Source organism: Serratia plymuthica (assembly GCF_018336935.1).
GTDB lineage: Bacteria > Pseudomonadota > Gammaproteobacteria > Enterobacterales > Enterobacteriaceae > Serratia > Serratia plymuthica_B.
In genome coordinates this window covers 5,044,140-5,056,649 of sequence record NZ_CP068771.1, presented here as the reverse complement: position 1 = coordinate 5,056,649, position 12,510 = coordinate 5,044,140, and the positions used below count along the sequence as shown (strand labels likewise).

Sequence of the window (12,510 nt, the reverse complement as noted above, 5' to 3'; positions counted from 1 at the left end):
GACCCTACAATCCCGCGCTCCTTGTTACCTTGTGTAACATAGTTTAAATAATAAACACATAATGAGGTTTTGGTCATGAGCCAGAAAAACCTATTTACTAAATCAGCTCTCGCAGCTGCAGTGGCAATTATTTCTTCAAACGTGTCTGCCGCAGGATTCCAGCTGAATGAGTTCTCATCAGCGGGTTTAGGACGTTCGTATTCTGGTGAAGGCGCCATCGCGGATACCGCGGCATCCGCCAGCCGCAACCCTGCCCTTTTGATGATGTACACCCGGCCAGAATTCTCGATCGGCGCGGTATTTATCGATCCGGATGTGGACATTACCGGCAAGTCACCTTCAGGCGCCAGCCTGGATTCCAAAAACATCGCGCCAACCGCCTGGGTGCCGAACCTGCACTATGTTCACCCGATTAACGATCAATTCGCCGTGGGCGGCTCGGTCACCAGCAACTTCGGTCTGGCCACCGAATTCAACGACGGTTACACCGCGGGCGCTTACGGCGGTAAAACGGACCTGACTACCGTAAACCTTAATCTGAGTGGTGCTTACCGCCTTAACCAACACTTCAGCTTCGGTCTGGGTTTTGATGCGGTCTACGCTAAAGCCAAACTTGAGCGTTATGCCGGCGAATTGCCGAAACTGATTGCTGGCTCAGGCCAATTGCCACCTCAGTTAGCCGGCCCTGTTTCACAAATCCCGGCCGATACCCAAATCTCTCACCTGAAAGGCGATAAATGGGGCTACGGCTGGAACGCAGGCATCCTGTATGAAGTGGACGAAAACAACCGCTACGGCTTCACCTACCGTTCCGAAGTGAAAATCAAGTTTGATGGCGACTACAAAAGCAGCCTGCCATCCGCCTATAACCCAATCTTGGGGTCTCTCGGCCTGCCTTTGGGCACCAACGGCAGCACCATCCCAGGTTCTCTGGATCTGAACCTGCCGGAAATGTGGGAAATCTCGGGCTACAACAAAGTGGCGCCGCAGTGGGCTGTCCACTACAGCCTGGCTTATACCAGCTGGAGCCAGTTCCAGGAGCTGAAAGCCACCGGCAGCAACGGCCAGACGCTGTTCGAGAAGCATGAAGGCTTCCGCGACGCCTACCGCATCGCGCTGGGTACCACCTACTTCTATGACGATAACTGGACCTTCCGTACCGGTGTCGCGTTCGATGACAGCCCGGTGCCTGCCCAGAACCGCTCTATCTCGATCCCGGATCAGGACCGTATGTGGATCAGCGCCGGTACCAGCTACGCGTTCAACAAAGACGCGTCGGTCGACGTCGGTGTTTCCTACATGCATGGCCAAAAAGTCACCATCAAAGAAGGCCCATACACCTTCAATTCGGTGGGCAAGGCCTGGCTGTACGGCGCCAACTTCAACTACCGCTTCTGATCGCGTTTTTCTGCAAGCTCAAGCGCCCCACGGGGCGCTTTTTTTATTGCCGTTATATAGTAAAAAACCCGCCTGGCGGCGGGTTCTCATATTCTCTTGGCGGGGAATTATTTCCCCGAATCGATCTCGTCCAGATCGCCCTGGATCGCCTTGGCGTTCGGGTTTTCCTCCGGCTTCAGTGAACCCCCACGCGCCAGGAAGTCATGACGCTGGAAGTAGGCTTCACGCACCATCACGTAAGGATCGGAAGAGTTATGCAGCAGGCCGTCGGAATCCAGCAGTTGGGCGCGGGTTTCAATCCCCTCAACCACCCATTTACCCGCCGACATCCAGAAGGTCAGGTAGCTCAGTACCGGATAAACCGTATCCGCCCAGTCGCCGCCGTCTTCACGCAGGGTGAAGCTGCCATAACCCGGTAACATTACATAAGGGCCGTAGCCGACATCGTAATGCCCCAGCGTGCTGCCGAAACGGTTCGGTTCTTCGCGCGCCAGTTTCGGGTTGGCCATTCCCGCCACGTCGATCAGGCCGCCCATCCCCAGCAGGGTATTCAGGAAGAAGCGGTTGAAGTGAATCATCCCGCGATACGGGTCGCCTTTCAGGAAGGCGTTGACCATGCTGGCCGGCTCTTCCAGGTTCGACGTGAAGTTACTTAAACCGTTACGCGCCGGCATGGGCACATAGTCGCGCCAGGCCACGGCCACTGGGCGCAATACGTAAGGATCCAGGACGTTATAGTTAAAGTCGAACATCGTCCGGTTAAATCCTTCCAGAGGATCGGATCGCCCTTGTGGTTCATCTTGCGGCGCGCTGGCACAGCCCACCAATAGCACAGTTGCGAAAGCCAGCCCAGTCAGGCGAAAGTTCATATTTTTCTCCATGAAAACACGTTCGGTCTTTTTATTCAGGGAACCTGCTTGTTAATCTGAACGCTAACTTGCTCTTTACCGCTGAAATTCTGCAGTTCGCTCTCACCAAACCAGTCACCCGCCTGCGGCGTGGCCAAACCGTCGTGAGAAATCCGTACCCGCACCTTCACCTGATGCTGCGCCGAAAGCAGGCGCTCAGGCATCATGGCGTTGCTGTCATCCAAAGAGAATGACAGTGGGAAACGGCTTAAGGGCAGTTGTTTTACCGCAACCGGTACCGGGTTGGTGCCATCTGTCACCGAAATTACCAGCGTCCCCTGCTGCGGTAAAGCGTTAGTCGCCTCGGGCGATAACGTCACGTTTACATTCAGTTTAACAGCTTCTTCGCCCGCCTGTGATTTTGCTTGTGCAATACTGCGCTTTAACACCTCGGTGCGCTGATCGTTGGCCGGCAGCAGTTTCAACATCACCTGCCAGGCACCGATCGCCTGTTTGAAATCACCCTGTTCGAAGGCATTGAACGCCAGCAAGCTCAATACGCGCAGGTTGGTATGATCGTCGGCGATCATCTTGCGCAGCATCTGCGTGGCCTGCTTGTTATCCTCCGGATCGTTGGAGCGCGTCAACACCTCCGCATAACCGAGGCGCACTTCCAGATTATTCGGATCCAATTGATAAGCATGAGCAAATGCCTGCGTCGCCGTTGTGGCGTTATTCAGCGCCATGCCGACGCGGCCCAGCATCATCCAGTCGTTGATATTGCGATCGTCTTGTTGCAGCGCGGTGCGCAGCCCCAGCCCAAGGCGAGCAATCTCTTCCATGCTCAGCGGCTGAGCGCGCTCATTGGCGACGCGCGCACGCAACTCCGGCATTTGGGCTTGCACCTGCTGCCAGTCCATCACCTGCGCCAGCCCACCGGTTTTCAGATAAAACCCCAGGCTAACCACCACCAGCAGCAACACGCCAGGCACCAGTGCCCAACGGGTGATCGGTTTCGTCTGCACGTCCTGTTGGCCGGGAATGTCGTTCAGCAGGTTCTGTTGCAGTTCTTTTACCAGCTCCGGGCGCTCGGCAACCACGCCCTGATCTTCATCCTGTTCCAGCTCGTTCAGGCGATCCTGATAAAGCGCCTTGTTCAACGCATCGCGGCTGGTGGCCGCACCCTGCTTGCCCTGGCGCATCGCAGGCACCACCAGCAGCGCCGCGGCGCCGGCCAACAGCACAATAATAATCAGCCAAAATGCCATTAGGGTTTCTTCCTGTCAGTCTCTTTCAATAGCGCCGCCAAGCGCTGCTGCTCCTGCTCGGAGAATTCATCGTTAACAGCACCGGCGCGGCGGCGGCGGGTGCGCAATATCACCACCGCACCGCCGATCAGCACAAACAGCAACGGGCCAACCCACAGGATCAGCGTCGCCGGGGTTACCGGCGGTTCATAGGTGACGAAATTGCCGTAGCGCGCCACCATATAATCAATGATCTGCTGTTTGTTCTGCCCCTGCATCATCAGCTCGTACACCTTGGTGCGCATATCGGCGGCGATGATGGCGTTGGAATCTGCGATGCTGTTGTTCTGGCATTTCGGGCAGCGCAGCTGTTCGGTCAACTCGCGGTATTGCTGTTCCTGCTCAACCGAGTTGAATTTATAGGTATCGATGGCCGCCGCCGCGCTCCAGCTCAGCAATGCGGCAAACATCAGGGCAATCAGCCTCATGCTTCACCCCCGTACTTTTTGTACAGCGGCAGCACTTCCTGCTGCCAGACGCGCTCGTTCATATCCCCGGCATGGCGGTAGCGAATAATACCCTGACCGTCGATCAGGAACGTCTCCGGCGCGCCGTACACGCCAAGATCCAGCCCCAGCATGCCATCGCCGTCATACAGGCTGAGCGCATAGGGATTGCCCAATGAATTCAGCCAGGTGACCGCTTTGCTGCGGTCGTCCTTATAGTTCAGCCCCACCACGCGAATGCCGCGCGTCGCCAGGGTATTGAGATATTGATGCTCGGCACGGCAGGTTGGGCACCAGGTCGCCCAAACGTTCAACAGCATCGGCTTGCCGGTGCGCAGCACCGCCTGATCGAAGGTTTTTCCGGGTTGGTCGAGCGACTCCAGCTTAAAAGTCGGTACCGGTTTGCCGATCAACGCAGACTCCAGCAGGGTCGGATCCTCGCCGCCGGCATTGCGCGTCAGTTGCACCATAAAGGCCGCCACCAGCAACAGGAACAGGATTAACGGGATAAACAGCAATTTACGCTTCATGCCTGCTCCTCCAGCTTGCCTTCACGCTTGAGTTTTTTGCTCATCCGATAGCGCGGATCGAGAATGCACAAGATACCGCCAATCGCCATGAATACTCCGCCGAACCAGATCCAGCGCACGAAGGGTTTGTAATACAGCCGCACCGCCCAGGAGCCGTCGTCCAGCTCTTCCCCCAGCGCCGCATACAGATCGCGGCTGAAACCGCCGTCGATAGCCGCCTCGGTCATCATGCTGCGCGCCACGCTGTAATAACGTTTCTCCGCATGCAGCGTGGCTTCCGGCTTGCCGTTGCGCGTGACGTCGATAATGCCGACGCCGCCGCTGTAGTTCGGGCCGCGAATATCGTGCACGTCGCGGAACACAAAGTGGTAGCTGTGAATGTCCACGCTGTCGCCGGCCTTCATGCGCACATCGCGCTCCACGCTGTAGTTCTGGCTGAACGCAATGCCGATCACCGTCACCGCGACCCCGAGGTGGCCCAGCACCATGCCCCAGTGGCTGCGGGAAAGATGGCTCAGGCCGCGCCAGAAACCGTGGCGATGGGTAGCGCGCTCATGCAATTCCATCAGCGTCAGGATAATCACCCACACCGCCATGATCAGCCCGACCACCGTCATGCCGGCGATGCTGTCTTGCAACAGCCACGGCAACAGGATCGACAACGCCAGCGTGATCGCCAGCGCCACGCTCAAACGGCGCCACAGCTTGGTCGGTTCATCGCGACGCCAGCGCACCAACGGGCCGATGCCCATCAACAGCGCCATCGGCGCCATCAGCCAGCTGAACATGGTATTGAAGAAGGGTTCGCCGATAGAAATGCTGCCCAGGCCCAGCTGTTTGTGCACCAGCGGCAGCAACGTGCCCAGCAGCACGACCAGCATGGCGGCAATCAACAGCACGTTGTTGCCCAGCAGGAAGGTTTCGCGCGAAAAGGTTTCATGCTGCACCCGGCTGCGTACCTGCCCGCCCTTGACCGCGTAAAGCAGCAGAGAACCGCCGATCACGATCACCAGATAGGCGAGGATAAACATGCCACGCGCCGGGTCGGAAGCAAAAGAGTGCACCGAAACCAGCACGCCGGAGCGCACCAGGAAGGTACCCAGCAGGCACAGCGAGAAGGCGGTAATGGCCAGCAGCACCGTCCAGGCCTTGAAGGTGCCGCGTTTTTCGGTCACCGCCAGCGAGTGCATCAGCGCCGTACCGGCCAGCCAAGGCATAAAGGACGCATTTTCCACCGGATCCCAGAACCACCAGCCGCCCCAACCCAGCTCGTAATAGGCCCAGGCGGAACCCAGTACGATCCCCAGGGTGAGGAACACCCAGGCCGCCGTGGTCCAGGGCCGCGACCAGCGCGCCCAGGCGGTATCCAGCCGGCCGGCCATCAGTGAAGCGATGGCGAAGGCAAAGGCCACCGAGAAGCCGACATACCCCATGTACAACAGCGGCGGATGGAAGATCAGGCCGATATCCTGCAGCAACGGATTAAGGTCGCTGCCGTCGATCGGGAAGTTCGGCAGCGTGCGGGTAAACGGGTTGGAGGTCATGATGATAAACAGCAGGAAACCTGCGGTGATCATACCCATCACCGACAACACGCGCGCCACCGCATCCTGCGGCATTGAACGGCTGCACAGCGCCACCGCCAACGACCAGCAACTGAGCAACAGCACCCACAGCAGCAGCGAGCCCTCGTGCGCGCCCCAGGTGGCGGCGATGCGGTAATACACCGGCAGTTGGCTGTTAGAGTTGGCGGCCACATAAGCCAGGGTAAAATCATTCACGACAAAGGCGTGCACCAGGCAGATGAACGCCAGCGCAATGGCGGCGAACATGCCGTAGGTCAGCGGCCGCGCCACCGCCATCATGCGGCGATCCTGGCGCGCTGCGCCCCACTGTGGATAAATGCTCAGCAGCAGCGAAATCGCCAATGCCAGGCACAGCAGAAAACTTCCCGTTTCCGGCATCATGACTTGCCGCCCTCATTTTGCGGGGCGGTATAGGCCGAAGCCGGCCCCTTATGGTTTTCTTTCATCGCGTCTGCCACTTCCGGCGGGGTGTATTTTTCATCGTGTTTCGCCAGCACTTCACGCGCGTTAACCACGTTGCCTTCGCCCAGTACGCCTTGCGCCACCACGCCCTGCCCTTCGCGGAACAGATCCGGCAGAATGCCGGTATAGGTGACATCAATCACGCCGCGCGCATCATAAATCTTGAAGTTGACCTGCAGCGTTTTCTGATCGCGCTTCACCGAACCGGGCATCACCATGCCGCCAATGCGCAGGCGTTGGCCCACCTCCGGTTTTTCGTGATCCTCGCCCTTGCCCTGCAAAATTTCACTCGGGGTATAAAACAGATCGATGTTGGAGCGCAACGCGTACAGCGTCAGGGTAGCGGTCAGCGCCACGCCGATCAGTACGACAATCGCCAGATACAGGCGGCTTTTACGACGTGGATTCACAATGATTTCTCCCGCGGATTGGCGGATTTTTGTTTCGACTGCTGCGACTGACGGATGCGTCGTTCGCGCGCCTGACGGCGGCTGACTTCATCCAGCAATTGCCTGCGCTGCCAACAGGTGTGGGCCAGCAGGCCCAGCAAGGATAACAGCGTGACGGCCACCGCCAGCCAAACGTAAAAGGCGTAGCCGCCCATGGCGAAAAACGCCGACCAGGAGGCAAATGCGCTATTCATGGTTGGCGCTCCTTGTTGACCAGACCGGCAACCCACGGGCGCTGACGCTCCTGGGCCAGGATCAGATTGCGCAACCGCATCAGGGTCAGCGTGATGAAGAACAGCAGATAGCCGAGGATCGCCCAACGCAGCGGGGTACGCATGCTTGGCGCGATGCTCTGTTGCATATTGGTGGAGCCCTGGTGCAGCGTGTTCCACCATTCGACGGAGAAATGAATAATCGGGATGTTCACCACCCCCACCAGCACCAAAATACCGGCGGCGCGGCCGGCCAGACGGCGGTCTTCAAAGGCGTTATACAGCGCAATAATGCCCATATAAAGAAACAGCAGCACCAGTTCAGAGGTCAGACGCGCATCCCACACCCACCAGGTGCCCCACATAGGTTTGCCCCAGGCGGCTCCCGTGACCAGCGCGATAAAGGTAAACACCGCGCCGACCGGCGCCATCGCCGCCACCACGGAATCGGACATTTTCATCTGCCACACCAGGCCGATAAACGCCGCCACCGCCATCGAAGCGTAGATGCCCATTGACCACATGGCGGCCGGCACGTGGATATACATGATGCGGAAGCTGTCGCCCTGTTGATAATCCTTCGGCGCAAAACCAAAGCCCCATACCCAGCCGATCGCCAGGCAGAGCGCGCCGGCCAGCCCCAGCCACGGGACAAAACGGCCGCAGACACGATACAGCCGTTCAGGCTGGGCGAATTGATGTAACCATTTCCACATTGTCGTCATTGCTCACGGTAAATGTTTTTAGGTGGCCCCCTATTGTGGGGCGACAAAAATAGCTTTCGCGGTGGAACACGCTCTTAACGGCGTTAACCCGCATGTTAATTGATGCTAGTGCACGCTCACTCGCAGAGCGGCGGCGGTGGCAAAGGGGGCCAGCGTTATGCTGCCCGCCAGCATTGCGCCCAGAATCGCCAGATACCCCGTTATCGGCATGCCCATGGAAGCGGCGTCGATAGCGGCGGTGGAAAATATCAACACCGGAATGTACAGCGGCAGCACCAGCAGGCTGAGCAGCACGCCTCCTTTGCGCAACCCGACGGTCAGCGCCACACCGATGGCACCGACCAGGCTCAGCGTCGGGGTGCCCAGCAGCAACGTAAACGCCACCGCCAGCCAGGTGTGCATATCCAGCGACAGCAGCAGCGCCACCAGCGGCGACAGGATTAACAGCGGCAACCCGGTCACGACCCAGTGAGCACACACTTTGCCTAACACCGTCATCGGCAGCGGCGTCGGCAACAGCAGCAGCTGTTCCAGCGAGCCATCGAGAAAATCGTCGCGAAACAAACGCTCCAGCGACAACAGCGAAGCCAGCAGCGCCGCCACCCAGATAATCCCCGGCGCAATGCGCGCCAGCAATTGCGGTTCAGGCCCAATGCCCAACGGAAACAACGTGATAACGATCAGAAAGAACCACAGCGGATTAACGATTTCCGACCCTTTGCGAAAGGCGATTTTCAGCTCGCGGCGCAATACCGTCAAAAACATCAGAGATTCTCCGCCAGGCTGATTTTACCTACCGCCTGCGTCGTGCCGGCCAGATCCTGGTGCGTGGTCAACAATACCATGCCGCCTTGCTGCGCATGTTGCTCAAAAAGGCTAATCAATTCAGCCACGCCTTGTTTATCGATTGCCGTCAGCGGTTCATCCAGGATCCACAGTGGGCACTCACTTAACCATAAACGCGCCAGCGCGACCCTGCGCTGCTGGCCGGCGGAAAGCTGCGCCACCGGCAAATCCTCATAACCGACCAACCCCACCAGCTCCAGCGCCCGCCAGATGGCCTGACGATCGGGCGCGGCGCGTACCGCCTGGTAAAACTGCAGGTTCTCGAAGGGCGTCAGCATGGTTTTAATCCCCGGCTGGTGGCCGAGGAACAGCAGATCCTGATGATAATTCTCACGGTGACGCAGCGTATTTTGCCCGCGCCAGCACACTTCGCCGTTTTCCGGCTGCGCCAGCCCGGCCAGAATGCGCAACAGGCTGGTCTTGCCCGCGCCGTTCGGCCCTTCCACCTGAATAATCTCGCCCGGCTTCACCGTAAAGCTTAACTCGCTAAACAGGATGCGTTCATCGCGGACGCAGCTCAGATTTTTAGCTTCCAGCATCGGGAGAACTCATATTTTTCTTTGGGATAGCGAATCATAGCATAAGGCGCCTGCGGCACGCAGCCCGCCACCGGCCGCTCGGCTACTCCAATAGGGGTAATATGGCGGCCCAGATCAATAATGCGTAGGAAAAACCGACGACATTAAACTCTTGTTACTTTTTTCCGTCATTTTCCGCACTTCTGTCGCACCGCCCATGCGCCAACTACGCTTGATAAATGGCCCTGACGACATCTGACGGAGAAAATTAATCATGAGCGACGAACAACCCCGCACAACAACGAATGCCGATGATCCGCTAAAAGTGGAGAGCAAAGAGCACGAACAGGGCAAATCAGAAATCGAAGTAAAGGAAGAAAACCTGCCCTCACGCGCGGCGGCGGTGCATGAGCTGATCCGTACGGAAGGCGAAAAAGAGCTGGAACGCGACTGGGTAGCGCTGCTGTGGTCCGCCGTGGCCGCCGGGCTGTCGATGGGCGCTTCACTGATGGCGAAAGGCATTTTTCACGCCCGCTTGCCGGACGATCCCAGCCGTTTCTTTATCGAAAATATTGGCTACACCTTCGGCTTTATCATTGTGATTATGGCCCGCCAGCAGCTGTTTACCGAAAACACCGTCACCGCCGTGCTGCCGATCATGCACAAACCGACGCCAAGAAACTTCCTGATCCTGTTCCGCCTGTGGGGCGTAGTGCTGCTCGGTAACCTGATTGGCACCGGGCTGGCATCGCTGGCGTTTATCCATATGCCGATTTTCGACGACAATACCCGCATCGCCTTCGTCAACCTGTCGGAAGAGGTGATGAAAAACTCGCCATCAGAAATGTTCGCCAACGGCATTCTGGCAGGCTGGATCATCGCCACCATGGTGTGGATGTTCCCCTCCGCCGGTGCGGCCAAGATTTGGATAATAGTGCTGATGACCTATCTGGTGGCGATCTGCGACCTGACCCATATCGTGGTCGGCTCGGTCGAGATCCTGTATCTGGTGTTTAGCGGCGCTCTCCCCTGGCAGGAATTTTTCTATCCGTTCGCCATTCCGACGCTGGCGGGCAACATTATCGGCGGCACCTTTATCTTCGCACTCATCAGCCACGCGCAGATCCGTAACGATATGAGCGTTAAAAACAAGGCGGCGAAGCTGGAGGCGGAAAAAGGGGCCGCCAAGGCGAAAAAACCGTGATCGCAGCCGGGGCTACGCACAAAATTCACCGCATATTGGCGAGGGAATGAGCAAACGCACCGCTAAGCGCTTATTCTGCGGGTAAAAAAAGGTATACTGCCCCGGCAGCTCAGGTTACCGGCCCGCAGGGTCCCCGTAGTTAAACGGATATAACAAGCCCCTCCTAAGGGCTAGTTACTGGTTCGATTCCAGTCGGGGACACCATTAATACGCAAAAAACACCTTTACAACAGCCCCCCTTCCCTCGGTAAGCAGCAAGACACCCTCCACATATTTAAGAGCCCCAACCTAATCACCAACTCGGTCAGGTCGATAACCTCATTAATCTCAGCCGTTATTTTCAAATAAGAGAAATCGCGTTTCAGCCCCGTTCAATTAAATGCTAAAATCGTTTAATTATAAACATGGAGGTCTGACATGCTCCCCGATAAAAAATATTTTCAACGCGCCAGTCCGCTGACCAGCTATCAATTTTCACGCCTGCATACCTTTGAATGCGTCGCCCGTAATTTATCCTTTTCACTGGCGGCGGAAGAACTGTCTATTACACCCAGCGCAGTGAGCCACAGAATTAATCTGCTGGAAAAAGAGTTGGGATTTCTTTTATTTCAACGCTTCCACCGCAGAATTATGCTGACACCGGAAGGCGAGCGCATGCAATGGGCGTTAAGCCGCTCCTTCGATACGCTGAATCAGGAAATTCTTGATATTAAAAACCGTGAGTTAACGGGCAACCTGACTATTTATTCGCACCCGTCCATCGTGCAGTGCTTGCTGATACCGCGGATCGGCGATTTTATTGCCCGGCACCCCACCATTCATTTGAGCATAGTCACCGGGCAGGAAATCATCAGCCTGGCCAATCGGGGCGTTGATTTAGCCATGTACTTTGGCAAACTGCCGTCCGGTAAACAAATAAACGAAGCTTTTATGCAGGAATCTATAGTCCCGATCTGTACTCCGCAGTACGCCAAGGCACATAACCTCTACGGCGCACCGGAAAACCTGGCGCATTGCACCCTGCTGCATGACAGATACAACTCTGGCGAAGACGAATGGTTGACCTGGTCGCAACATTTTGATTTGGCGCTGGATACAGAAAGCAAAAGCATGGAGTTCGATCGTTCGGATCTGGCCGTGCTGGCGGCGACCAAACACCTCGGCGTCGCCATGGGGCGGCTTAATCTGGTGCAAGACTGGATCAAAAGCGGTGAGCTGATTATCCCATTCAGCAACATGACCTTGCCTTGCGAACACTGTTATTTTATGTCGACCATCTCCGAACGTCAGTGGCCGAAGATCCTCGCCTTCAAAGAGTGGATGATGAAGATAGCGCCTCTGGCCTGATGGCCGGAGGCATTGACAGCTTTTCTTGAAATCAGCGCCATTGCTTTGGGGTATAAGAGAAATCAAGCGCGCAGTTATATAACCTTCTGGCCTTTGAATAATAAATATTATCCCTCGCCGCGAATAAGAGCGGCGATAGAGAATAAAATCGCAGTAATATCTAAAAGACTACTCTTTATAAACCACTATTTCTTGGTACATCTTAATCACTTCATTATCGCTATCGGTGTCGCCGGTATATTCGCTTTGTTGCGCCACATGAATAACCCGCCAACCCCGCTTCGCCAAGTCAGGAATAGTAACGCGGCCAATATCACGGCAGGCAAACACCGTATCATCACTCAACCTGAGTTGACCAATACTTGCATAATCATAAGATTGAGACTGGCACACGTGCGACTCCGCCGCCATCAGCGGCAATGAAAACACGCCAATAAATAATGCCACCAAAGCTTTCATAGTCATCTCCCTCTCTCTTATTAATCCAATCCATCTAACCGATATCGGCAAAATTAACTCCACTCACAGTCGGATTGTTTAATGTACTCCTGTCGATTAAATTACACGGCATCCGCCATTCACTGACAAGTGAAAAATATAAGGCTATGCGTTAACTGAGTTCATCCAAGTAT

The 12,510-nt window shown here is 56.4% G+C and carries 14 protein-coding genes and 1 tRNA gene; 4 read left to right on the top strand and 11 right to left on the bottom strand.

Annotated elements, in window-relative coordinates; genetic code table 11:
• Positions 1–75 precede the first annotated feature (75 nt).
• Complete coding sequence (gene fadL, locus JK621_RS23490) at positions 76–1,398, top strand: long-chain fatty acid transporter FadL (RefSeq protein WP_212557869.1); 1,323 nt, start codon at positions 76–78, stop codon at positions 1,396–1,398.
• 107 nt (positions 1,399–1,505) lie between these two features.
• On the opposite strand, the gene mlaA is transcribed toward fadL, so the two are convergent.
• The 10 genes from mlaA to ccmA all read right to left on the bottom strand — a co-directional run bounded on the left by mlaA (position 1,506) and on the right by ccmA (position 9,348).
• Positions 1,506–2,267 (bottom strand): phospholipid-binding lipoprotein MlaA, encoded by a 762-nt coding sequence (gene mlaA / locus JK621_RS23485; protein ID WP_212557868.1) that lies wholly within the window; start codon positions 2,265–2,267, stop codon positions 1,506–1,508.
• A 35-nt stretch (positions 2,268–2,302) separates the two neighbouring features.
• A complete protein-coding gene (ccmI, locus tag JK621_RS23480) occupies positions 2,303–3,514 on the bottom strand; it encodes a c-type cytochrome biogenesis protein CcmI (protein WP_212557867.1) in 1,212 nt (403 codons plus the stop codon).
• Entirely contained in the window at positions 3,514–3,981 is a 468-nt protein-coding gene (locus tag JK621_RS23475) for a cytochrome c-type biogenesis protein (RefSeq protein WP_126484267.1), read from the bottom strand. Before JK621_RS23475 ends, ccmI begins: the two co-directional genes overlap by 1 nt.
• Positions 3,978–4,529: a DsbE family thiol:disulfide interchange protein gene (locus JK621_RS23470; protein WP_212557866.1), complete on the bottom strand. Its 552-nt coding sequence runs from the start codon at positions 4,527–4,529 to the stop codon at positions 3,978–3,980. Before JK621_RS23470 ends, JK621_RS23475 begins: the two co-directional genes overlap by 4 nt.
• The gene (locus tag JK621_RS23465) at positions 4,526–6,496 is read right to left on the bottom strand and encodes a heme lyase CcmF/NrfE family subunit (protein WP_212557865.1); all 1,971 of its coding nucleotides are present in this window, start codon (positions 6,494–6,496) and stop codon (positions 4,526–4,528) included. Before JK621_RS23465 ends, JK621_RS23470 begins: the two co-directional genes overlap by 4 nt.
• Positions 6,493–6,987 (bottom strand): cytochrome c maturation protein CcmE, encoded by a 495-nt coding sequence (gene ccmE / locus JK621_RS23460; RefSeq protein WP_004947520.1) that lies wholly within the window; start codon positions 6,985–6,987, stop codon positions 6,493–6,495. Before ccmE ends, JK621_RS23465 begins: the two co-directional genes overlap by 4 nt.
• Positions 6,984–7,220, bottom strand: a complete 237-nt coding sequence (gene ccmD, locus JK621_RS23455; RefSeq protein ID WP_212557864.1) for a heme exporter protein CcmD — start codon at positions 7,218–7,220, stop codon at positions 6,984–6,986. Before ccmD ends, ccmE begins: the two co-directional genes overlap by 4 nt.
• On the bottom strand, positions 7,217–7,954 hold the full coding sequence (locus JK621_RS23450) for a heme ABC transporter permease (protein ID WP_013813954.1): 738 nt from the start codon (positions 7,952–7,954) through the stop codon (positions 7,217–7,219). The genes ccmD and JK621_RS23450 overlap by 4 nt, the downstream gene beginning before the upstream one ends.
• A gap of 114 nt (positions 7,955–8,068) precedes the next feature.
• Complete coding sequence (gene ccmB, locus JK621_RS23445) at positions 8,069–8,728, bottom strand: heme exporter protein CcmB (protein WP_212557863.1); 660 nt, start codon at positions 8,726–8,728, stop codon at positions 8,069–8,071.
• A complete protein-coding gene (ccmA, locus tag JK621_RS23440) occupies positions 8,728–9,348 on the bottom strand; it encodes a cytochrome c biogenesis heme-transporting ATPase CcmA (RefSeq protein ID WP_212557862.1) in 621 nt (206 codons plus the stop codon). Before ccmA ends, ccmB begins: the two co-directional genes overlap by 1 nt.
• Before the next feature lie 253 nt (positions 9,349–9,601).
• Between ccmA and JK621_RS23435 the strand changes: the two genes are divergently transcribed.
• The 3 genes from JK621_RS23435 (at position 9,602) to dsdC (ending at position 11,878) form a co-directional block, all read left to right on the top strand.
• A complete protein-coding gene (locus JK621_RS23435; RefSeq protein ID WP_212557861.1) occupies positions 9,602–10,531 on the top strand; it encodes a formate/nitrite transporter family protein in 930 nt (309 codons plus the stop codon).
• Between the two features lie 129 nt (positions 10,532–10,660).
• A tRNA-Arg gene (locus tag JK621_RS23430) sits at positions 10,661–10,735 on the top strand.
• A 213-nt stretch (positions 10,736–10,948) separates the two neighbouring features.
• Positions 10,949–11,878: a DNA-binding transcriptional regulator DsdC gene (gene dsdC, locus JK621_RS23425; protein ID WP_212557860.1), complete on the top strand. Its 930-nt coding sequence runs from the start codon at positions 10,949–10,951 to the stop codon at positions 11,876–11,878.
• Between the two features lie 168 nt (positions 11,879–12,046).
• Here the strand turns inward: dsdC and JK621_RS23420 are convergent, their stop codons facing one another.
• The gene (locus tag JK621_RS23420) at positions 12,047–12,337 is read right to left on the bottom strand and encodes a hypothetical protein (RefSeq protein WP_212557859.1); all 291 of its coding nucleotides are present in this window, start codon (positions 12,335–12,337) and stop codon (positions 12,047–12,049) included.
• Positions 12,338–12,510 lie beyond the last annotated feature (173 nt).